Source organism: Planococcus plakortidis (assembly GCF_001687605.2).
GTDB lineage: Bacteria > Bacillota > Bacilli > Bacillales_A > Planococcaceae > Planococcus > Planococcus plakortidis.
The window spans coordinates 2,781,153-2,802,055 of record NZ_CP016539.2; the positions used below are offsets into that span (position 1 = coordinate 2,781,153).

21 protein-coding genes and 1 riboswitch are annotated in these 20,903 nt (G+C 50.7%); of the genes, 3 read left to right on the forward strand and 18 right to left on the reverse strand.

Annotated elements, in window-relative coordinates:
- Nucleotides 1-21: 21 nt before the first annotated feature.
- The 8 genes from BBI15_RS13920 to BBI15_RS13955 form a co-directional block, all read right to left on the reverse strand.
- A complete protein-coding gene (locus tag BBI15_RS13920; RefSeq protein WP_068870428.1) occupies nucleotides 22-501 on the reverse strand; it encodes a DsrE/DsrF/DrsH-like family protein in 480 nt (159 codons plus the stop codon).
- A 160-nt stretch (nucleotides 502-661) separates the two neighbouring features.
- Nucleotides 662-922 (reverse strand): metal-sensitive transcriptional regulator, encoded by a 261-nt coding sequence (locus tag BBI15_RS13925; protein ID WP_068870429.1) that lies wholly within the window; start codon nucleotides 920-922, stop codon nucleotides 662-664.
- Between the two features lie 168 nt (nucleotides 923-1,090).
- Complete coding sequence (locus BBI15_RS13930; protein WP_068870431.1) at nucleotides 1,091-2,209, reverse strand: MBL fold metallo-hydrolase; 1,119 nt, start codon at nucleotides 2,207-2,209, stop codon at nucleotides 1,091-1,093.
- A 40-nt stretch (nucleotides 2,210-2,249) separates the two neighbouring features.
- Nucleotides 2,250-2,636, reverse strand: a complete 387-nt coding sequence (locus tag BBI15_RS13935) for a DUF302 domain-containing protein (RefSeq protein WP_068870433.1) — start codon at nucleotides 2,634-2,636, stop codon at nucleotides 2,250-2,252.
- A 138-nt stretch (nucleotides 2,637-2,774) separates the two neighbouring features.
- Nucleotides 2,775-4,154 (reverse strand): SLC13 family permease, encoded by a 1,380-nt coding sequence (locus BBI15_RS13940; RefSeq protein ID WP_068870436.1) that lies wholly within the window; start codon nucleotides 4,152-4,154, stop codon nucleotides 2,775-2,777.
- 11 nt (nucleotides 4,155-4,165) lie between these two features.
- Nucleotides 4,166-5,668: a tripartite tricarboxylate transporter permease gene (locus tag BBI15_RS13945; protein WP_068870438.1), complete on the reverse strand. Its 1,503-nt coding sequence runs from the start codon at nucleotides 5,666-5,668 to the stop codon at nucleotides 4,166-4,168.
- Between the two features lie 15 nt (nucleotides 5,669-5,683).
- Entirely contained in the window at nucleotides 5,684-6,142 is a 459-nt protein-coding gene (locus tag BBI15_RS13950; RefSeq protein WP_068870440.1) for a tripartite tricarboxylate transporter TctB family protein, read from the reverse strand.
- A 120-nt stretch (nucleotides 6,143-6,262) separates the two neighbouring features.
- The gene (locus tag BBI15_RS13955; protein ID WP_068870442.1) at nucleotides 6,263-7,270 is read right to left on the reverse strand and encodes a tripartite tricarboxylate transporter substrate binding protein; all 1,008 of its coding nucleotides are present in this window, start codon (nucleotides 7,268-7,270) and stop codon (nucleotides 6,263-6,265) included.
- A 223-nt stretch (nucleotides 7,271-7,493) separates the two neighbouring features.
- On the opposite strand from BBI15_RS13955, the gene BBI15_RS13960 reads away from it, so the two are divergent.
- Nucleotides 7,494-7,706 (forward strand): hypothetical protein, encoded by a 213-nt coding sequence (locus BBI15_RS13960; RefSeq protein ID WP_068870444.1) that lies wholly within the window; start codon nucleotides 7,494-7,496, stop codon nucleotides 7,704-7,706.
- A gap of 141 nt (nucleotides 7,707-7,847) precedes the next feature.
- On the opposite strand, the gene BBI15_RS13965 is transcribed toward BBI15_RS13960, so the two are convergent.
- The 8 genes from BBI15_RS13965 to BBI15_RS14000 all read right to left on the reverse strand — a co-directional run bounded on the left by BBI15_RS13965 (nucleotide 7,848) and on the right by BBI15_RS14000 (nucleotide 15,384).
- Nucleotides 7,848-8,516: a response regulator gene (locus tag BBI15_RS13965; RefSeq protein ID WP_068870446.1), complete on the reverse strand. Its 669-nt coding sequence runs from the start codon at nucleotides 8,514-8,516 to the stop codon at nucleotides 7,848-7,850.
- Nucleotides 8,516-10,108, reverse strand: coding sequence for an ATP-binding protein (locus tag BBI15_RS13970; protein ID WP_068870448.1), 1,593 nt, complete (start codon nucleotides 10,106-10,108; stop codon nucleotides 8,516-8,518). The genes BBI15_RS13965 and BBI15_RS13970 overlap by 1 nt, the downstream gene beginning before the upstream one ends.
- A gap of 150 nt (nucleotides 10,109-10,258) precedes the next feature.
- Complete coding sequence (locus BBI15_RS13975; protein ID WP_068870450.1) at nucleotides 10,259-10,705, reverse strand: OsmC family protein; 447 nt, start codon at nucleotides 10,703-10,705, stop codon at nucleotides 10,259-10,261.
- A 17-nt stretch (nucleotides 10,706-10,722) separates the two neighbouring features.
- On the reverse strand, nucleotides 10,723-11,661 hold the full coding sequence (locus BBI15_RS13980; RefSeq protein ID WP_068870451.1) for a carbohydrate kinase family protein: 939 nt from the start codon (nucleotides 11,659-11,661) through the stop codon (nucleotides 10,723-10,725).
- Nucleotides 11,662-11,849: 188 nt separating this feature from the next.
- Entirely contained in the window at nucleotides 11,850-12,680 is an 831-nt protein-coding gene (locus tag BBI15_RS13985; protein ID WP_068870453.1) for a MetQ/NlpA family ABC transporter substrate-binding protein, read from the reverse strand.
- Nucleotides 12,681-12,692: 12 nt separating this feature from the next.
- The gene (locus BBI15_RS13990) at nucleotides 12,693-13,364 is read right to left on the reverse strand and encodes a methionine ABC transporter permease (RefSeq protein ID WP_068870455.1); all 672 of its coding nucleotides are present in this window, start codon (nucleotides 13,362-13,364) and stop codon (nucleotides 12,693-12,695) included.
- A complete protein-coding gene (locus BBI15_RS13995; RefSeq protein ID WP_068870456.1) occupies nucleotides 13,354-14,367 on the reverse strand; it encodes a methionine ABC transporter ATP-binding protein in 1,014 nt (337 codons plus the stop codon). Before BBI15_RS13995 ends, BBI15_RS13990 begins: the two co-directional genes overlap by 11 nt.
- A gap of 70 nt (nucleotides 14,368-14,437) precedes the next feature.
- A riboswitch (SAM riboswitch) is annotated at nucleotides 14,438-14,543 on the reverse strand.
- A gap of 46 nt (nucleotides 14,544-14,589) precedes the next feature.
- On the reverse strand, nucleotides 14,590-15,384 hold the full coding sequence (locus BBI15_RS14000; protein ID WP_068870458.1) for a carbon-nitrogen family hydrolase: 795 nt from the start codon (nucleotides 15,382-15,384) through the stop codon (nucleotides 14,590-14,592).
- An 85-nt stretch (nucleotides 15,385-15,469) separates the two neighbouring features.
- Here BBI15_RS14000 and BBI15_RS14005 point away from each other — a divergent pair, with 85 nt between their 5' ends.
- The gene (locus BBI15_RS14005; RefSeq protein ID WP_068870460.1) at nucleotides 15,470-16,639 is read left to right on the forward strand and encodes a pyridoxal phosphate-dependent aminotransferase; all 1,170 of its coding nucleotides are present in this window, start codon (nucleotides 15,470-15,472) and stop codon (nucleotides 16,637-16,639) included.
- Nucleotides 16,640-16,671: 32 nt separating this feature from the next.
- Here BBI15_RS14005 and BBI15_RS14010 read toward each other — a convergent pair whose 3' ends face one another.
- Together BBI15_RS14010 and lepB are read right to left on the reverse strand one after the other, a co-directional pair.
- Nucleotides 16,672-18,951, reverse strand: a complete 2,280-nt coding sequence (locus tag BBI15_RS14010) for a purple acid phosphatase family protein (RefSeq protein WP_068870462.1) — start codon at nucleotides 18,949-18,951, stop codon at nucleotides 16,672-16,674.
- A 265-nt stretch (nucleotides 18,952-19,216) separates the two neighbouring features.
- Nucleotides 19,217-19,738: a signal peptidase I gene (lepB, locus tag BBI15_RS14015; RefSeq protein ID WP_084632915.1), complete on the reverse strand. Its 522-nt coding sequence runs from the start codon at nucleotides 19,736-19,738 to the stop codon at nucleotides 19,217-19,219.
- A 155-nt stretch (nucleotides 19,739-19,893) separates the two neighbouring features.
- Here lepB and BBI15_RS14020 point away from each other — a divergent pair, with 155 nt between their 5' ends.
- Nucleotides 19,894-20,796: an acetamidase/formamidase family protein gene (locus BBI15_RS14020; RefSeq protein WP_068870464.1), complete on the forward strand. Its 903-nt coding sequence runs from the start codon at nucleotides 19,894-19,896 to the stop codon at nucleotides 20,794-20,796.
- The last annotated feature ends 107 nt before the right edge of the window (nucleotides 20,797-20,903 follow it).

Below are 20,903 nucleotides of genomic sequence, written 5' to 3' on the forward strand. Positions count from 1 at the left end.
CATCCTTTCCACTTTTCGGAGTTAGATAAACAAGTTGACGTTGCCGTCTTCTGCGTCGCCAAGATAAGCAGCTACGCCAGCGTATTCGATTTCATCCAGGAGCTCTTCTTTCTGCAATCCAAGAAGGTCCATTGTCATCGTGCAGGCAACCAATTTAATGTCCTGTTCCTGGGCCATCTCGATCAGGTCCGGTAAAGGCATGGCATTATGCTTTTTCATGACTTGCTTGATCAGTTTCGGGCCCATGCCCCCGAATTGCATATTGGATAGCCCGAGCTTGTCGGCTCCGCGCGGCATCATTTTCGAGAACATCGCTTCGAGGCGCCCTTTCTTGATTGCTGGCGGATTTTCTTTGCGCAATGCGTTCAATCCCCAGAATGTATGGAAAATGGTCACTTCGTGATCGTAAGCTGCTGCGCCGTTTGCGATGATGTAAGCGGCCATTGCTTTGTCATAGTCTCCGCTGAAAAGTACGATTGTTGTCTTCTTCTGTTCTGCCATTCTGTAAATTCCTCCAATAATTACCCCTATGGGTATATTTTATTCCAAAAAAAAGAACGTTTTATAGTGGCGTCGCACTCTTTCAAATACCCTATAGGGTATATTAAAGCATCTATTCTACTATGTCAACAGCAAAGTTCTTTTTTTCTTTTATACTGCCTTAGCGGCTTTTTACGAGAAGCTCGACCGCTTCTTTTACGACGTCTTCTGTGTTTTCGCCTTTTTGCAGACTGTCGCGCACACAAGATTGCAGGTTTTCACTGACAATGACTCCGATCGTCCGGTCCACTGCGCTTCTTACTGCTGACAGCTGGGTTACGACATCACGGCATTCACCGTCCGCTTCGACCATTTTGATGACTCCGCGCAATTGGCCTTCGATCCGCTTGAGGCGGTTTTCAATCTTTTTATCGTATTCCATCAGACAAGCCTCCTGTTCAATATATTGAAGTTGTTATGTTCAATAATATACCCCTAAGGGTATAAAGTCAAACGAAAAACTCAAAAGCTTTTTTTACCTTGCCTGATGGTATTTTAACATGGAAAGCCCCCGCCAATACAGCGGGGACCTTTTTATATCCGGCACTGCTTAGACTGCACAGTTGTTCGGGCCGGTTTCCATTTCTTTTTGTTCGTCTTCCGATGGGGTGATTTTCCCCATATTCGTTTTACGGATGTCTTCATAGGCGTTCGGCTGTTCTTTCAAGTTTTCCGTTACGCGCTTGATGAAGCGTTGTTCATCATCGATATTGAGCCCTTCGTTTTGCTTATACAGCTCGCTGAGTTTTTTGTGGACGCTGCCGTCTTCGTTCATTTCCTTGATGTCTGCGTAATGCGCAGGCAAAACGATCAGCTCTTTCGACAGGTCGCCGTAGCGCTCATAAAGCGTTTCATGCAAGTCTTCCGCCCAATCCGTGGCTTTTCCGGCAAGGTCCGGGCGGCCGATTGATTCGATGAATAAAATATCGCCTGTCAGCAAATATTCATCATCGACGATGAACGATGTGCTGCCGATCGTGTGCCCGGGTGAGTAGAACGCTTTGATCTTGACTTTTCCGACTTCAACGATGGTTCCGTCCTCGGCCGGTTCGTAGCCGAATACCACTTCATCTGCATCTTCTGGCGGCAGATGGTACTTCGCCCCGAATTGTTCCGCCAGCTTTCGGCCGCCTGAAATATGGTCGGCATGGAGATGTGTGTCGAGCACATGGGTGATCTTCGCTGAATGTTCCTTGGCGAAGGTTTCGTAGGGCTCAATCATCCGTGCGGCGTCAATCACCGCAGCTTCACCATCTGATTCGATCAGGTAAGACAAACAGCCCTTGCCGACACGGACAAATTGATAAATCGCGCCCCCAGTCTTCAAGTCGCCGATTTTCACGGGTTCCAATTGCTCGCTCCAGGAAGCCATTCCGCCTTCGATCGAAATGACGTTGTCAAAGCCTCGATCTTGCAGATACTCGGCCGCTTTCTTTGAAGTATTGCCTTTTGCACACATGGTGTACAGCGGTTTTTCCTTCGGCAACTTGCCGATTTCTTCACTGCTTTCTTCTATTTTATTGAATGGGATATTGTGCAACTCGACATTGCTGCCTTCCACGTGCCAGTTCTCCACATCTTCTTTGCTGCGGACATCGAGAATGGCAACGGGTTCGTTGTTCATCACTTTTTCTGCAATTTCTTCAGCGGATGTAAATTTGACTGTCATGTAAAGATCCCTCCATATTAATCATTTTTCGGCACTTAAATTACGCGGTCCGGTCGATGCAATCGATCAAGCGCTTTTCAATGTCTTCGGCAACGGCAGTCAATTTGCCGTCGTTTTCAGCCATACCGATCAGTGAGGTCGGCTTCGGCATGCCGATCTTCGTTTCTTCGTCTTCTTTATATACGACAATTTTGCATGGCAGGAAATAGCCGACCATCAAGTTTTCGGAGAGCACCGTATTCGCTTCTTTCGGGTTGCATACTTCAAGGATCTTGTACGGCGTATCGAAATCCTGCCCCTTTTCCTGAAGTTTGGCCGTCAAATCGAAGTTCCACAAGACGCCGAATTGCTCTTGTTTCAAGTTTTCCTCGAGTGATGCTACTGCTTCCTCTACAGATTTGCTGGTCGTCACGGTATAATCGAACATTTTTTCTGCCTCCTCTTAGTTAAATCGCTTTCAGCATTACCCTACCCCCTATTTTTCCGGCTAAACATACGGCCTCTTTACGGACAAAAAACCAGCCTTCTAATGAAGACTGGCTTTGGTGATTGTGAACGGATTCCCTCACCAGATGAAAACCGCAAAAATAATGGCGATTGACGTGATGACAATACTCGAAAAACTTCCGATAAGCAATTGTTCACGCTGTGAAAATGCCCCTTTTTGAAATGCCAGAAAAGTGGTCGGTGAATGGATCGGCAAGATGGTGACACCGCCGATGATCATGATCAACAAGAACGCCATCGGCAAAATCGGCAAGCCCAGCATTTCTGCAAAGCTGACGATGATCGGAAAAATGACGATCATCGACGTAGAAGGCACGACAAATAAGAAGCGCAATAGGAAAATGAGGCAAGCGATAAAGATGATATTTACCCCCTGGCCCATTCCAGCCGGCAGCAATTGAATCAATTGGCTCGCGAGGACGCCGGCCGTTCCGTTTTCTTCTATTAAATAGCCAAGTGAAAACGAAGCCCCGAGCAACAGGAAGGTTTCCCAGTCATAATCCCGGACGAGCCGGTCATCCACGAGCCCATTCATCGGCAAGGCATAATAGGCGAGCAACAGGAACGGTGCCACGATGAGCGGGATTTGTTCCTGATCGATGACGATCCAGCTGATGATCATGGCGAAAAATGGGATGATCACCCACCAGAAACGTTCCGGCAATCGGGCAGCAGGAGTAAATTCCATCTGCTCCATCTGAAGCCCGGCACCGCTGCCGCGCTTAAAAAAGAACCAGACGCCGAAGCTGACCACTAGCAATGACAGCCAAAGCGCAGGCGCGATGCGCACAAACCAGCCGAGCCAGGAGATTTGGATGCCCCCGAAATCACTGAGCAATTGAGCCGCGAGAATCGGGAATCCTCCGCCCGTGAAGACGATCATCGTCGAGTTCTGGTTCATCATGCCGATGACATAAAAGCTGAACTGGCGGAACAGGCTTCTCTTGCCGAGCGCGAAACGATTGTTCACTTGCTCGATGATCGGCTCAAGAATCCGGAACCTGGCGACAGCAGATGGTAGCAGGATGGGCAAAAAGACGATCAATAGCGGCAAGCCGACCAATAGCCGCTGGACTTTGCCTTTGCTCATTTTCAACAACACACCGACAAATACTTGGTCGGCTTTCGCTTTTACCAACACCTTGGAAATCAAAGTCAGCGCCAGGATGAAGTAAAGCGCATCCGACAGAAAACCGGCAAAAGCCTGCTCCGGCTCTTCCGTCAAACGGAAAAGCAGCAGCAGGCCAAGCACCAGAAGACTTGAAGCGGCGAGCGGCATGGCGCTTACCGTCCATAAACCGATGGCGATGCCAAGCAATAGCAGCGTCAGTTTCTGGTCATCCGTATAAACGTCCAATAAGCCGAACATCCATAAAAGAGTAAAACCGGCGGCCAGCAGAAAAGCAAGAACACGCGGCACTAGCTTAGAGTTTCTCACTTTCCCACCCCTTAACGTTGTTTGTATGCCAACCTATTGCTTCTCCATTTGAGGAATGCCGGGACCAATAGTGAAATCAATGCAACCAGGAGCAGGGATAGCGGAAGTGGGCTATCGACAAAAATGCTCAAGCTGCCATTGGAGATGGTCATGGATTGGCGGAAGGCCTGCTCCATCATGCCTCCAAGGATGAATGCCAGGATAAACGGCGGTGCGGGGAATGAAAAGATCCGCATCGCAAACCCTAATGCGCCGAATACCAGCAGCATGTATAGGTCAAAGACGTTGAAGCTGATCGAATAGACCCCGATCAAACTGAACATGATGACGAGTGAAATAAGCAAAGGACGCGGAATGCTCAAGATTTTCGCCAAGTATGGAATCAATGGCAAGTTCAAGATCAACAGGAAGACGTTTCCGAGGTACATCGAAGCGATGATGCCCCAGAAAATTTCCGGGCGGTCCGTCATCAAGAGCGGCCCAGGCTGAACGCCGAGCACAAGGAACGCGCCCAGCATGACAGCTGTCGTCCCTGAGCCTGGAATCCCCAAGCTCAAGAGCGGGACGAACGCACCGCTTGTCGCGGCGTTATTGGAACTTTCCGGTGCTGCGAGCCCTTTGATGGCCCCTTTCCCGAACTCTTCAGGGTTTTTAGCGATTCGTTTTTCAAAAATATAGCTGATGAAAGAAGCGATCGTGGCCCCGGCACCCGGCAAGACGCCGAGCAAGAATCCGACGAACGACTGGCGGCTGACTGGCCCGCTCATTTCTTTCAGGTCTGCCTTGGACAACTTCAAGCTGCCCAGTTTCTGGTCGTCGCTCAAGCTGCGGTTTTTGCGGTTCAAGATCAACATGCAAACTTCAGCGACCGCAAAGAGGCCGAGCGCGATAATCAAAAAGTCGAACCCATCCAGCAGGTTGACGTTACCGAATGTAAAACGCTGCGTCCCTGTCTGCGGGTCGATGCCGATCGTGACGACCATGAAGCCTGCGACGGCTGCGATCATCGCTTTGACCGTTGAGCCTTCAGACAAACTGGAAATGGCGGTAAGCCCCATGAACATCAAAGCGAAATACGCTGGCGGCCCGAAGGAAATCGCGACGCTGGAGAGCGCCGGCGCAAGCATCATCAACAGCACGACCGAGACGGTACCGCCGATGAATGAAGAAATCGCCGCTATGGCGAGTGCTTTACCGGCCTTTCCTTGCTGGGCCATCGGGTAGCCGTCAAAAGCGGTAGCGACGGTTCCCGAGATTCCCGGGGCATTCAACAGGATCGAAGAAGTCGATCCGCCGAATACGGCCCCGTAATAAACGCCCGCCATCATGACGAGTGCCGGTGCCGGGTCCATCCCATATGTAATCGGGATCATAATCGCGATGGCACTGATCGGGCCAAGCCCTGGCATCATCCCGATCAAGGTGCCGACAACGACACCGATTAGCACGAACATGATCCCCTCTAGACTTAAGGCAACTTGAAAACCGGTCAATAGACCTTGAAATGCATCCATATGGAAGCTCCCTCCTTAAAATGGCAAGATGCCGCGCGGCAACACGATTCCCAGCGCGTAAACGAAAATAGCGTACATAACAATCGGGAACAGAAGCGAGACCATTATGTTCGTCTTCCATGCTCGATAACCTAAAAACCACGAACAGAAAAAAATGAACAACGAGGTCGTGATGATAAAGCCGATCGTCTCAAACAATAGAATATAAAGAAAAATCATGGCAAATACAGCGGCAATGACCCCTAGTTCTTTTTTCGGGATATTGCGTTTTGCCTTCTCTGCATCCGTTTCCACTACACGGGAAAAGAACAGGAAGACCGACAGCACCAATAACAAGATGCCCAAGCCCTTCGGAATGACATCCGCATCGATCGGGGCATATTCGTAATTGGGCAATTGAAAACTTAAATACAAATAGACGGCCGCTACAATGAAAATCAGCAGCCCCAACTTACGGTTTATGCTTGCAAGCAAACGAAACGCCTCCTTTTAACTGAAAAGAGAGAAACCGAATGCCAAAGATCCGGTTTCACTTTTTGATGTATTTCACTTTTGAGCTGCCTGGACAGCTATCATTCCTTTTAAATGATCTTGTTATTGGCCTAATCCGATTTCCTCAAGCAATGCGGCAATTTCTTCTTTCTCGCCTTCGAGGAACTCGCTGTATTCCTCGTTGCCCATGTACATTTCAGTCCAGCCATATTTCTCGCGGACTTCCGCAAATTCTTCGGACTCACTCAATTCCTGGAATTTGGCTTCATAATAATCGACCGCTGCCTGGTCCATGCCTGGAGGCCCGAAGAATCCGCGCCAGTTGACAAAGCTCTCATCGATGCCCTGCTCGATCGCCGTCGGGAATTCGGAAAGCACGTCCCCTTCCATGCGCTCTTCTGCTGTCACGCCGAGAACCTTGATATTCCCCGCACGCACTTGCTCGATCGTTTCGCCGACACCTGTGGAGAAGACATCTACAGACCCGTTCAGAACCGCTGTCAAAGCGCCGCCTTCCTGGTCAGAAACATATTTGATCTTTGTCGGGTCCACGCCTGCCGCTTTGGCGATGCGGACAAATTGCATATGGTCCATGCTGCCCGGAGCGGAAGTGCCGATGACCGTGACGCTTTCCGGATCGTCTTTCATCTGGTCGAACAGATCGTTCAAATCTTCAAATTCGCTATCTTCACGGACAGCGAACGCGCCGTAATCCGCAATCATATTGGCAAGCGGCGTGAAGTCTTCATGGCCATGTTCCGATTGGCCGTTGAGCGGCACGAACATGAGTGGCGGTGAAGCAACGAACATGCTATGCGGATCGCCTTCTTTTGCATGGACGTATGCCCAGCCGATTGCGCCGCCTCCGCCTTCACGGTTGATGACCGTCATGTTTTCATCGATGATTCCCGTTTCGCCGAATACACGGGCAACTTCGCGGGCTGTCGTATCCCAGCCGCCACCCGATCCGGCAGGTGCCACCATTTCAATCGTCTTCGATGGTTCGAAGCTTCCTCCTTCTCCTCCTGAAGATGCTGCGTCATCAGAACCACACCCCGCAAACACAAGAGCGCTCAAAGTCAATACACTTGCAAAGACCGTTTTTTTCATAATAGTTCCCCCTCAACTCGAATAGTTTTCTTAATTAACCGAAGTATAACTGTGAATTTTCAGAATGTAACCGTTTGCAAAATAAGCTGTATAAAGGATTTTATGAGCATTTTGTTCATAAAGTTCACGGCGGCTACATTTTTACTGATATTTCATTTATAGGAAACGACAGGTAAATATGCTAGGCTGGATATAACATAAATGCATATAAAGGAGGCCGAAAATGAAACGCATCTCAGCCACGACTCCCGGCATGATAGTCTTTTTTCTCGGCATCACATTATTTCTTGGCATCGGAATCGCCATAGCGGCACAAAGCTATTTCAGCTATGTAGAAGTGACCGAAGCAGCTGGTCGCTGCTATGACTTGGGCGGATTTCCCGAAATCGAAAAAAGCGCTTGGCAAATGACCCGCTTCGAATGCCACACAGACTGATTGCCGAAAATGAAACATCAACGCAAAAAGCAACTTCCCGGTTTAGGGAAGTTGCTTTTTCGTTTATGAAAGCAGTATGGAGTTGAGTTTTCCGAAGCCTGTCGTTTCTTTGAAGCCTGCTTCGCCCATTCTGTTTTCACTTCATTTCACAAAGTATTTCCGTTCCGGCCTGCCGACGATCCCGTAGCCGAGTTCGGCGTAGCAATCATCCGTCGACACCAAGTATTCCAGGTAGCGTCTGGCGGTCGTGCGGGAAGCGCCCATTTCTTCGCCCATCTTCTCGGCGGTCACGCCATCTTCATACTGCGCCAAGAGCTTCTGCACTTTCTGCATCGTCAGCGGGTCGATGCCTTTGACTGCTGGCGCTTCTTTTTTGATGGCCTTGACCCCGAACAGTTCATCCAAATACTCCTGGTCGATGGTTTCTTGGCTCGACAGCTTTTCCCTGTCTTTCCGGTATTTCTCGATGGTCGCCGTGAACTGGCCGAGTTCAGCCGGTTTTAAGATGATGCCCTTTACGCCCTTGCGCAGCGCCGTTTCGATATACTCCCGTTCGTTTGCTGCCGAAACAAGGATGATGTCGGTCTCCGGGCTTTCTTTCCTTAACTCATCGATCAACTCGATGCCGAGCCCGTCCGGCATGTAATTATCCAGCAGCACCAAATCCGGCTGCTCTTGCTTGACCGCCGCCAGCGTCTCGGCGCAGTCTTTCGCTTTCGCTGCCAGTTCCACTTGTTCAATCTTCGCTAAAAACTTCTCGTGCACTTGCGCGACACGAAAATCATCTTCTGCAATCACTACCCGCAGCATTACGCCACCTCCATCGTTTTTTTCGGGATAAAGACGCTGAATACCGTCCCATGCTGCGGCGTCGAATCCACTTCGATCCAGCCTTCCAAGTCTTCGACGGCTTGTTTGACGATCGCCAAGCCGTAGCCCCTATCCGCTTTTTCCAGTTTTGTGGAATATCCTTGTGTGAAAAATTGATCTAGGTTGCCGGTTTCGATTCCACGTCCGCTATCCTGGACTTCGATGACCAAGTCGTTGCCGATATCGGTAATGAAGAAAGACACTTCTTTCCTGTCGCTCGACTCGACTTCTTCAATGGCGTTGTCGATCAGGTTCCCGACAATGTGAATGACTTTGGAAATATCGACATGAGCAGGCAATTGGGCGAGCGAACTGTTTTCATCCACCGACAGCTCGACTTTCGCCTCGGAAGCTTTCCCCATTTTGCCGAGCAGGATTGCCTGGACTTTTTTATCCTCGATATGATTCAGCGTGTGTTTCGTCTGTTTTTCGTGATGATGCGTCTCTTGCTGGATCAGCCGTACCGCTTCCTCGGTCTCTTCCAACTGCAAAAGGCCGGATATGGCATACAGTTTATTGGCGTATTCATGGGTTTGCGCCCGCAGGCTTTCCGAGTACTGGCGAATTTCCGATAAGGTTTCCAGCACTTCCTGCACTTCCGTTTTCTCACGGAATGTCGAAACGGCGCCGACCATTTCCCCATCTGCCCAAATCGGCTTTTGGTTGACGATAAAAACGGTGCCGCCAATCAGGATTTCTTTATTCTTCCATGAATTCCCTGTCGTCAAGGTTTCGCCCATCCTCAGTTCCGGCAGGATATCATCTGACGGCGTATGCAAGAAACTTTGGTCCATGGCGAGCATCTTTTCTGCAGAACTGTTCAACTCAGTGATTCGGCCGTCCTTATCGATGGCGATGACCCCTTCGATGATCGATGACAGCAAGGCTTCCCGGTCCTGGTACAAGCGGGCGATTTCCCGTGGCTCAAGCCCGAGCGTATCTTTTCGGATATTCCGCGCGAGCAGGATGCTGCCGAGGACGCCGATGACGAGCGTCAATAAAGCCAGTGCCATCACGTCCATGATATTGCCGAAAATGATCGCTTCAATATCATCGATCATATATCCGACCGAGACGACACCGATGACGCGTCCATCGCCGTCATAGATCGGCGCTTTTCCGCGCAGGCTTCTGCCGAGCGAACCGAATGCTTCAGACACATAGACTTTGCCTTCCTGAAGGGCACGGTCATTATCACCGCCGACCATCCGTTTGCCGATTTTGTCGGGATCCGGATGCGAGTACCGGACGCTCTCCCTATTGCCGATAACGATGAACTCAGCACCCACTTGCTTGCGCAAGTATTCGGCGAGCGGCTGGATTTTCAGCGCTGGTTCTTCGTCGTCCATCGCTTCGACGATCGTCGGCATGGCCGAAATGCCGATCGCCGTCTCCTGTGCCCGTTGGCCGATATTCTCTTTGATTTCCGCAATTTCCTGATAGCTCAAAATCCCGCCGAACACCGCCGTCGTCAACAGCACGAGCGAAGTCGTCAGCAAGATGATTTTTGTCTGCAGCGATAATTTTTTCATGGCACCCGTCCCCTGTAGCGACCGTTTTTCATTAGATGTAGTCTACCATATCCCAAAATGGCTGAAAGAAAAAATTCTTGGAATTCTCTAAAAACATTATTTTCCCACTAAAAAACCCTGTTCTCCCAAACGGGAAATCAGGGTGTGGCTTCATTTTTTTGTAATATCAGCTTCCAGCTCGACTACGACATTGCCTTGGATGGCGCGCGTGATCATGCAGGAAGACTCCGCTTTTTCCGCGAGTTTTTGGGCCAGCTTGAATTCCTTTTCCCCCGCTTCTGCTGGCAAGACGACTTTCGGCCGGTGGATGATCTTTTTATAGGTGATGACTCCATTTTCGACTTCTACAATTCCTTCCGATTCCATCGTCAGCGACTCTTTCGCAAGTTTGCTGCGCTCCATCATTGCGGCGAGTGTAATGATATAGCAAGTCGCTGCCGCACCGAGCAGCATTTCGTCAGGATTCGTGCCGACTCCTGGGCCGTCCATTTCCGGGGGAATCGAGATTTGCGTCTTCAAATTCCCCGATTCGATGGTCCCGACATCGTTCCGGTTGCCGGGCCAGTCTGCTGTTAAATGAAAACTATGCAAAGCCATTGCTGTTTCCTCCTCTTCTATTCCCAATCTTCCATATCTTCGCTTCGCGGCATCGCTGTGATGGCTCCCGCCCGCGTTGCACAAAGAGCCCCCAGCTTATTGCCGAATCCAGCGCAAGCAATCAATTCTTCCTGGTCTTCCGGCATGCCATTTAAATGGACATGACGGATGATGCCTGCCATGAACGCATCCCCGGCGCCTGTCGTATCCACAGGCTTGACCGGCACAACCGGCACATGGATCGTCTCCTCTTTAAATACCGCGTGCGTGCCATGCTCCCCGTCCGTGACAAAAACGACAGGCAGCCCGTAAGCCTTCAGGCGCTCGATGCCCGCTTCCATTGAATCAGCTTCCATGAGGAACAATAATTCTTCGACCGTCAATTTCAAAATATCCGCCTGCGGCAAAAAGCGCAGGACGGTTTGACGGCACAACTCCTCGCTTTCCCAGCGCAGCGGCCGGATATTGACATCGTATGAACAAATCACTTTGTGGGACTTGGCCAGTTCCAAAGCCTGCGCCGTCGTTTCACGCGCTTCCGGATGGAACAGCGTCCCTGAGCAAAAATGGAACAGGCTCGCCGATTCGAACGCTTCACCCGCCAGTTCCTCTGCCTTCACTTGCACATCCGGCGTTTCATTATCATAAGAAGCGAAGACACGATCGTTCGTTTCCGTTAAATGAATATAGACGCCGCTGATGCGTTTTTCCGGATGTTTGATGGAATGGGTCAAATCGACACCTTCCGCCCGCAACGCCTGGCAGAAAAAGTCCGAAATCTCATCGTCGCCGGTAACCGTGATGAATGCCGACGGAACCCCGAGGCGGCTGACGCCGGCAGAGACGTTGACGGTGGCGCCTCCGAGATACAGATCGAATAAATCGTTGTTTTTAGTCGTAGCAATATAATCGACAAACGCGTCGCCGTAAGTCAGGACGTGCCTGTTAGATTCCATAATCCTCTCCCTTTCTCCAAAGAACCCTTGTCCGCTGCAGATACTGCCTGCAGTGGCCTGTTGAAATTCACTTTCCCTATTATTTCAACAGAAAACAAGCAGGGCAAGGGAAAAGTTTGAAAAGTACAGAGCAACGGTGTCTTCACATAAAAAAAGCCGGAGAAAAACTCTCCGGCCGGCTTATGCCATTATTCAGCCATCCACTCCGGTTTGCCGAAGCCTTCGAATTGCTCATCGATGACCGCTTCAAATTCTTCCGACTCGACAATCTCCACCAAATCCGCCGCCAGTTCACTGTCTTCATTTTCAGCAGAAACAGCTACGACATTGCGGTACTGGTCCGGCATGTTCTCGAGCGCCAACGCATCAAGTAAGTCCATGTCCGCTGCCAGCGCGAAGTTGCCTGGAACGGCTGCGAGGTCTGTGCCTTCAACAGCGCGCGGCAATTGCCCCGCTTCGATCGGCTGGAACACCAGGTTTTTCGGATTTTCCGTCACATCGCGCTCAGACGCTTGAAGCACTTCCGCTTCCGGGTCGAGTTCAACCAAGCCTTCATCCTGCAGCATCAATAATGCGCGCGCACCGTTGACAGGATCGTTCGGAATCGCGATCGTCGCGCCATCGGATACCGCATCGAGCGAATCGAACTCATTGGAATAGATGCCCATCGGCGCGGTCGGGACCGTAATCAAGGCGCTCAGGTCCATATCATTTTCTGTTTCGAAGTTTTCCAGATAAACCGTATGCTGGAACAAGTTGGCGTCGATTTCTCCGTTGTTCAACGCGTTGTTCGGCTGGATATAATCGCTGAATTCGATCGTTTCGACCGTATAGCCTTTTTCTTCAAGCGCCGGTACGATCGCTGCGTTCAGCATATCGCTATAAGGGCCGGCAGTCGCGCCGAGCTTAATGTCTTTCGACGCTTCGCCGCCTTCTGTCGTTCCTGTGTCCGCTTCTTCTCCGCCGCATGCGGCTAAAGTGAGCGCGCTCGCTGCCAATATCCATGTGAGTTTCTTCATGTTATTCTCCCCTTATCGTTTATCGAGTTTTTTGGCTGTAAAGTCGCCTGCCTGTTGAATCAATTGGACGAGCACGATCAAGATGACGACCGTCACGATCATGATCGTATTATCATATCGGTAATAGCCGAAACGGATCGCCAAATCGCCGATGCCGCCGCCACCGACGACGCCCGCCATCGCGGAATAGGCGATGAGGCTGATGACCGTCAGCGTGATGCCTTGGATCAGGCTCGCCTTTGCTTCCGGCAACAGCACGTCCTTGATGATCATCCAAGGCGTGGCACCGACCGCGATGGCCGCTTCGATGACGCCTTTATCGATATCCCGCAGCGCGGTTTCGACGATGCGCGCGAAAAACGGGATCGCCGCCACCGATAAGGAAACGCTCGCTGCGACCGGCCCGATCGTCGTACCGGTGATCAATTGCGTCAGCGGGATGAGTGCGACCAGCAAAATGATGAACGGAATCGACCGGACAATATTGACGACAAACCCGATGACGGAATTGACCGGCCGGTTTTCCCAGAACAGGCCGCGGTCCGTGACGAACAATAAAATGCCGAGCGGTAAGCCGACAATAAGCGCCACTGCGAGCGAGATGCCGATCATGATCAAGGTCTGGTAGAACGCCACTTGGATTTCCGGCCATAATTCGATGATTCTTTCCCATTCAATTCCCATGATCCATCACCTCCACAATCGCTTCACGCTGCTCCAGATAGTGAAGCGCCTGACTCACATCTGTTTGAGCACCTTTCAGTTCCATCACGAAAATGCCGAGCGGCAATTCCTGTATGTATTCGATCGCCCCGTGCAGGAAATTCCCTTTGACCGGATAGCTTTGCAGCATATCGGAAATAATGCCGTCCCCTGCGACCTCGCCTTTGAACAACACTTTGACGATCGTGCCATCACATTTCTTCAGGATTTCTTCCGGCACATTGAATGACACGACGCTCGAGATGAATTCCTTAGTCAAAGCGGTTTTCGGTTCTGCGAAGATATCGTAGACACGGCCTTCTTCAATGACCTGCCCAGCCTGCATGACCGCCATGCGGTCGCAAATTTCCTTGACGACGTTCATCTCATGCGTAATCAACACGATCGTGATATTGAGCTTGCGGTTGATGTCTTTCAATAAACGCAAGATCGATAAAGTCGTATTCGGGTCGAGTGCGGATGTCGCTTCATCGCACAACAGCACGGCCGGGTCATTGGCAAGTGCGCGGGCGATACCGACGCGCTGCTTTTGCCCGCCGCTCAGCTGTGCCGGATAGACATTGCGTTTGTCCGACAAGCCGACCATTTCCAGCAGTTCATCGACGCGTGGTCCGATTTTCTTGCCCGGTGTGCCTGCTGCGCGAAGGGCGAATGAAATGTTCTCAGCGACCGTCTTTTGGCTGATCAAGTAGAAATGCTGAAAGATCATGCCGATCTTAAGGCGCGCTTTCCGCAAACCGTCGCCACGCAGTTTCGTTAAATCCTGGCCGCCGACTTTCACCGTGCCTGACGTTGGCCGTTCAAGCAAATTGATGCAGCGGATGAGTGAACTTTTCCCGGCGCCGGAATAGCCGACGATGCCGAAAATCTCACCGGTCTTCACTTCCAAAGTGACATCATCGACGCCTTTGACCGTGCCATGTTTCGTTTGATAGGTTTTGCTCAGTTTTTCGATTTGAATCATGCTGTCAACTCCCCCAGGCAAATAAAAAATGCCTCTTTTATCAAAAAGAGACATCGAAAATTAGAATTTCGACTTATCTTTCAGAATGGATTCCATTCTGCAGGACTTGGCACCTTCCCATAAATGGGGGTTGCCGGACGTCATAGGGCCTTACCCTCGGTCTCTCTTGATAAGCATGCGTATTTGGTTGTTTTCAATATTACCTGCAGGGGCAATGGCTTGTCAATGCGATTTTTCAAACTTTTTGTACAATGGGACGCGCCGGTCATCGAATACGGGGATGCGGCCCCGCACTTCATCGACTTCCGAGAGATCGATGTCGGTGTAGCCAATGCCTTGTTCTTGCCCCATGTCCATCCGCACTTCTCCCCACGGCGCGATGACCATCGAATGGCCGCCGAACTCATTTTTCGGGTCGCTGCCGATGCGGTTTGCGGCAATGATGAAGCATTGGTTCTCGATCGCGCGCGCCTGCAGCAGGATGCGCCAATGATCGATACGCGCTGCCGGCCATTCCGCGGGCACGAAGATGGCCTTTGCGCCGTTCAGCGCTTGTGCACGCAGCCATTCCGGAAAGCGGATGTCATAGCAGATAACGCCGCCGAAAGTCTCGCCGCCTATTTCGAACGTGCCGAGCGACTGGCCTTCTTCGAGGTGGATATGCTCATCCATCAAGCCGAAGCGATGCGCTTTGTCGTATTCCGAAACGAGTGCGCCCGTGCTGTCGACCACATACATCGTATTGTAGAAACCGCCCTTTTTCTTCGTGGAGACCGAGCCCCCGACGATATGGACGCGATGCTCTTTGGCGAATCGTTTCAGGAAATCCGCCGTTCGGCCATTGCCGTCCGCCAGTTCATCAAGTTCCGTCAATGCATAGCCGGTGTTCCACATTTCAGGCAGGACGATGAGCTCTGCGCCGTTTTCTGCCGCTTCTTCCAAATAATTTTCCACGCGTTGAAAATTCGTTTCCGGTCCCCCGAAAGCGATATCCATCTGCACACAAGCGATCTTCATGTTCTCTCCCCCTGTAGACAGTTTAGATTAAACTCTATAAGATTTGAGGTAGATGTGCAATTATTTAGAAAATGAGGAGGATTCCATGGACTTTTCAAATCGATTACAAAATCTTCCCGACCAATTTTTCGCCGCGCTTGTCGCAAAAGTTGCAAAAGCGGTCGACGAAGGGCGAGACGTCATCAACCTGGGCCAGGGAAACCCTGATCAGCCAACACCGCCGCATATCGTCACAGCCTTGCAAGAGGCAGTGGCGGACCCGAAAACGCATCGCTATTCGCCGTTTCGGGGACTCGGCACATTGCGTAAAGCGGCCGCGGATTTCTACAAACGGGAATACGGCGTCGATATCGATCCGGATCTTGAAGTCGCCATTCTTTCCGGCACGAAAATCGGCTTTGTCGAATTGCCGATTGCGTTGCTGAATCCAGGTGATTCCCTGTTACTGCCAGATCCCGGCTATCCGGATTATCTGTCCGGCGCACCGCTCGCCGACATCGAAATCGATTTGATGAAGCTCGAGCAGGACAAGGGCTATTTGCCGAACTTTGACGATGTGTCGGAGTCGGTTCGAGAGCGTGCCAAACTCCTGTATTTGAATTACCCGAACAACCCGACCGGCGCTACGGCCGACCAGTCATTCTTTGACGAGACCGTACAGTTCGCCAAAGACAACGACATTGCGGTCGTGCATGATTTCGCTTACGGGGGCATCGGTTTCGACGGCCAGAAACCGGTCAGCTTCCTGCAATCCGACGGCGCGAAAGATGTCGGCATCGAAATGTATACCCTATCGAAAACCTATAATATGGCGGGGTGGCGCATCGGGTTTGCAGTCGGCAATTCCAAGATGATCGAAGCCTTGAATTTGATCCAGGACCATTTGTTTGCCGGCATCTTCCCTGCGGTCCAGCTTGCCGCGGCTGAAGCACTCAGCGCAAGCCAAGCATGCGTCGACGGCCTTGTTGGGCTATATGAAAAGAGACGCCACGTATTGGTCGAGGAATGCCGCCGGATCGGCTGGGACGTGGAAGCGCCTAAGGGGTCGTTCTTTGCCTGGCTGCCCGTTCCGGAAGGCTTCACGAGCGTCGGTTTCTCCGATTACCTGCTGGAGAAAGCGGATATCGCTGTCGCCGCGGGAAGCGGATTCGGCTCGGGAGGCGAAGGCTTCGTCCGCGTCGGCCTATTGGTCGATGAACAGCGCATCAAAGAAGCACTTGAACGAATCGAGAAATTGGGCATTTTCACTAAATAGGCATAAAAAAAGAAGGCGCAATGCCTTCTTTTTTATTTTGTATTAACGACCATTTCCATGTCCCAATACAGGTCGGAACTGAAGCGGTCGTCTTGATGCACTTGGGCAGCCAGTACATTCTCTCCGTCTTTCAGATGGGAAAGCGCCTCTTTATCCAAGTAGATTCGCTCGATCCGGTCTTCACTGCCGAGGTCTTGATCGCTCACCGCTTCCTGGTAATCTTCAAAACCGAATTCGCCTGTTTCCGGCATATTGAAACGCATGATCTCTTCTCCGTTCAAATACAGGATGACCGCATCATCGACGCCGAACTCCACATAGCCGAGATCGCCTATTTCTTTCACATCCTCCACTTCGAATGCCGCCCTGAAATACGTCAAGGCGATTTTTTCGGTCTCATCCCCGCCAAATCCGACAAGCGTTTCCACAGGGCCAAATTCCGGCCGTTCCTCATCTTCCGGGAAGCCGAGCGGGCCAGCGCCCCGTGACCACTTGCTGTCATCAAAATCGGCTTTAACCCAGTCTTTTTTCTGGTCACTGCCATCATCCAAATACCGCCATTCACTGCCCGCATCGAGCAGCCCGATTTCTTCATGTTCCACCAATTCGAATTCAACCGCATTGCTTTCCCACACTGTATCGCCATCTTCCACTTCTGCATATACTTCCACTTTGCCAGGTTTTGCATCTTCCGCCGCCTCGATTTTTCCGTCTTTGATCCGGATGTCATCCCGGCTCGTTCGATAGGTCACCGATTCAGGCGAAATATCGTATTGGCCGCCTTCTTCGTTTTCGCCTGTAATCTTCAATTCCGTTTCAGGATAGAAGGAATTCTCTTCCGTGGCCAGGACGGTGCTGTTTGCTTCAAGTTCCACTTTTTCAAGCGCTGGCACGACCGTTTCGATGGATGGGTCTTTGATGATTTCGTATTCATCGACCAACTCTTCCGTATCGGTTCGGTAGGTCTCAAAGCGCAAACGCGTCGGCTCCACTTGGATATTCATATAAGTCGGCACGCCCCATTGTTCGCGTACCGCCGAATACGGTTCGCGTTCTGTCTGCATGCCATAGAATTTACTGCCGCTCGCTGTGTTCCCGGTAATATAGACGGTGCCTTCCGGATTGACTGGCACCTCGCCTTGCATCATATGATTTTTTAACGGCTGGAAATTTTCCATCTGATAAGTTCTTACATAGGAATGGTCATGCCCCATCAATACCGCATCAAAGCCGAGTTCGTCGATTGTCGGCACAAGCTGGTCTCGCAAGTTCAACACTACTTCACTTTGCGAATGTGCAGCAGCGCTGTAGATCGAATGATGGAAAACAAGGATTTTCCATTTCCACTCGCGCCCGGCCGTGGCTTCAACCGTTTCTTCCATGAACTGTATATGCTCTTCCGGATTCTGGCTATTGGAATTCAGATTCATGAACAAAGTGTCCCCGTAAGAGAAATAATAATCGCCGCCGGAATTATCGTAATTGCCGAGTTCCCAGTTTTCATTTGGCACATTGAAATGATAGGCATAATGATAGGTATCGTCATGGTTTCCGATGGTGGTCGCCGTCGGATAATTGCGCAACGGTTCAGGAGCGAAATAAGCTGCATATTCTTTTTCTGAATAACGAGCATCGACTTGATCGCCCGCAGATAAGATGAAACTGGCGTCTGGGCTGCGATCGATCGCTTGGCGCAAAGTGCGCTCCCATCCTTTTTGATCTTCCGCGATATCGCCAGATGCCCCGATCTGCGGATCAGCGACCATCACAAATTCATAAGACGAAGGATCCTGTGTCTTAAAATGAAAAGCTTGTGTCCAATTGCCTTGGCCGTCCCCCAACCGGTACAGATAATCCGTTTCATTTTCGAGCTGGGTGATCACTGCTTCGTGCGCAGAGTAGCCGTAAGTGGCATTTTTCAACGAGGCATCGACGGTCACCGCCGCATTTTCCGGAAAATCTTCCGTACCCGAAGACACTTTTGCGTATTGTACCTGCCCAGCACGCGCCGTGCTCGGCGAATACCAGGAAAAGTTCCTCTCCGACTCATCGCTCCCAGGTGCGAAGGCGATATGGGACGCAGGATAGGAATCATCGGTTTGACTTCCTAAAAAGTCCCTGTCCATGAACAGCAGCGAATTGGCAAGATGTGATCGAAACGCCTGGCGCTGCCCTTCCATTAAGTTTGCCGCACTGATTTCCAGGGCCCCATCCGCGGCAGACGCTTGTTCCTCATGCAATTGAAGAACCGTGCCACCCGCAATCACCGCTATCAGCAAATACCGTCCCGCATTCCGCCATATTGCTTTCATTTCCCCACCCCTTCGTAAACAATCCGATCCATTATTTTTCAAATATTCAGTAATTAAATTTTATCATAATTCAATTGAACTAAAAAGAAATAAAATGTGAATATTTAGAACTAATTAAAAGGAATTGAAATTCTTTCTTCATATCCAAATCCATCCCTTCAGCAATGCTTCAGCCTTCACATAAAATAAAATCACAGCCAATGAAAAAAGCTTTTCCTGAAGAGCGCATGCCCATCAGCAAAAGCTTTAGCTGTAGATCTACCTTTCATTCCACGAAGCCGAACTGCCTCAAAGGAGCGAAGCGGAATTTCACTTCACCGATCACATCTTGTTCCCGGATAAATCCCAGCATGCGGGAATCCGTGCTATTGCCGCGGTTGTCACCGAGGACATAATAGCAGTCCGGGGGAACTGAAAATTCGCTCACTAATTGGGACTGTGCCGTGAAATCGTCGTTTCCTCCTCCATCCAGGTAGGGTTCGTCCAGCGGCTGTCCGTTCAGGATAATCTCCCCGCTCGCCATCTGGATATGGTCGCCCGGAACGCCGATGACCCGCTTGATGAAACGGCTGCCATCCGGCGCAAAAAATACGATCGTATCGAAATTGGTGATTGTGGTCGCTTTGCTCAGCACCAGCTTGTCGTTTTCATGATAGCTTGGCTGCATCGATTCGCCTTCGACAATGACTGGCTCGAACAGGAAGTGGCGGACCCCAAAGATGATAAATGCCGTCAGCAACAGCACTTTCATCCATACAAGCATTTCTTTAACCGGATCTTCGTACACTGGCTCTCCTCCGCCCCGCTTTTTCCTTTAGTTTACTATAAGCGCCTAACGCCTTGCACTCGGAGTTTTCTTGGCCGATAATGAAAACGTGAGAGTTGAAAGAATTATCAGACACACATTAACCTTCCCATATAAATACAAAAGGAGTGGAATCGATGAAAACATTACCTGCACAAGATGTCATCTATGCTTTTTCCAACACCCATAAACCGAGCCTGCGTGCAGCGGCCGGCGATACCGTAAAGATCGACACGTTCGATTGTTTTAAAAACCAGATTCAGTCAAGCGGCCAGGAAGTCGCCTCAATCGATTGGGACCAGGTAAATCCAGCGACCGGGCCAGTCTTCATCGAAGGGGCCGAGATCGGGGATGTCTTGAAAGTAGAGATCAAAGACCTTGAAATCGGCGAGCAAGGCGTCATGGTCACCGGGCCCGACCTCGGCGTGATGGGGCACCGGATGGAAAACATGGAATCGAAAATCATCCCTATCCAAGACGGCAAGGCAATCTTCAACGAAAGCCTGCACCTTCCATTAAATCCGATGATCGGCGTCATTGGCGTCGCACCGGAAGGCGAACCGGTTTCATGCGGGACACCCGGCACACATGGCGGCAATATGGATACGAAATTGATCACAGCAGGCGCAACGCTTTATTTTCCCGTAGCGGTTGAAGGCGCGCTGTTTGCACTCGGTGATTTCCATGCGGCAATGGGGGATGGGGAAATCAGCGTATCCGGCATTGAAGTGCCTGGCAGCGCGACCGTCCAATTCGACGTCATCAAAGGCGGCCACGTAAAGCATCCCTTACTTGAAAATGAAGAGGGCTTGGCGTTTCTCGTTTCCGCGATGACTTTGGATGAAGCCGTTTCCACTGCAGTCGAGGAAATGATCGATTTATTATTGCCCCAATCCGGTTTATCGGTCAGTGAAATGACCATGCTCATGAGCGCAGCCGGTGAAACGCAGATCAGCCAAGTGGTCGACCCGCTCGTGACGGCCAGGTTCTTTGTGCCCCGACACATATTGGAAGGCATAGGCTTCCGTTTATTCGCATGAAATGGGAATTTCAAGGCGATTATGCCTAGTCAATCCGTCTGAATCGTCAGACTTTTGAGCGACGAAAGATTTTATGTTACACTCAAGAAAAAATGTAGGTGATTAGA

Excerpts from the sequence above, each read along its gene's own strand:
- BBI15_RS13995 (WP_068870456.1), bottom strand. The coding sequence starts at position 14,367 with ATGATTCAAATCGAAAAACTGAGCAAAACCTATCAAACGAAACATGGC.
- BBI15_RS13945 (WP_068870438.1), bottom strand. The coding sequence starts at position 5,668 with ATGGATGCATTTCAAGGTCTATTGACCGGTTTTCAAGTTGCCTTAAGT.
- BBI15_RS13985 (WP_068870453.1), bottom strand. The coding sequence starts at position 12,680 with ATGAAGAAACTCACATGGATATTGGCAGCGAGCGCGCTCACTTTAGCC.
- BBI15_RS13990 (WP_068870455.1), bottom strand. The coding sequence starts at position 13,364 with ATGGGAATTGAATGGGAAAGAATCATCGAATTATGGCCGGAAATCCAA.
- BBI15_RS13955 (WP_068870442.1), bottom strand. The coding sequence starts at position 7,270 with ATGAAAAAAACGGTCTTTGCAAGTGTATTGACTTTGAGCGCTCTTGTG.
- BBI15_RS13960 (WP_068870444.1), top strand. The coding sequence starts at position 7,494 with ATGAAACGCATCTCAGCCACGACTCCCGGCATGATAGTCTTTTTTCTC.
- BBI15_RS13975 (WP_068870450.1), bottom strand. The coding sequence starts at position 10,705 with ATGGCTTTGCATAGTTTTCATTTAACAGCAGACTGGCCCGGCAACCGG.
- BBI15_RS14000 (WP_068870458.1), bottom strand. The coding sequence starts at position 15,384 with ATGAAGATCGCTTGTGTGCAGATGGATATCGCTTTCGGGGGACCGGAA.
- BBI15_RS14010 (WP_068870462.1), bottom strand. The coding sequence starts at position 18,951 with ATGAAAGCAATATGGCGGAATGCGGGACGGTATTTGCTGATAGCGGTG.
- BBI15_RS13930 (WP_068870431.1), bottom strand. The coding sequence starts at position 2,209 with ATGACAGTCAAATTTACATCCGCTGAAGAAATTGCAGAAAAAGTGATG.
- BBI15_RS14020 (WP_068870464.1), top strand. The coding sequence starts at position 19,894 with ATGAAAACATTACCTGCACAAGATGTCATCTATGCTTTTTCCAACACC.
- BBI15_RS14005 (WP_068870460.1), top strand. The coding sequence starts at position 15,470 with ATGGACTTTTCAAATCGATTACAAAATCTTCCCGACCAATTTTTCGCC.
- BBI15_RS13965 (WP_068870446.1), bottom strand. The coding sequence starts at position 8,516 with ATGCTGCGGGTAGTGATTGCAGAAGATGATTTTCGTGTCGCGCAAGTG.
- BBI15_RS13925 (WP_068870429.1), bottom strand. The coding sequence starts at position 922 with ATGGAATACGATAAAAAGATTGAAAACCGCCTCAAGCGGATCGAAGGC.
- BBI15_RS13970 (WP_068870448.1), bottom strand. The coding sequence starts at position 10,108 with ATGAAAAAATTATCGCTGCAGACAAAAATCATCTTGCTGACGACTTCG.
- BBI15_RS13920 (WP_068870428.1), bottom strand. The coding sequence starts at position 501 with ATGGCAGAACAGAAGAAGACAACAATCGTACTTTTCAGCGGAGACTAT.
- BBI15_RS13935 (WP_068870433.1), bottom strand. The coding sequence starts at position 2,636 with ATGTTCGATTATACCGTGACGACCAGCAAATCTGTAGAGGAAGCAGTA.
- BBI15_RS13980 (WP_068870451.1), bottom strand. The coding sequence starts at position 11,661 with ATGGAATCTAACAGGCACGTCCTGACTTACGGCGACGCGTTTGTCGAT.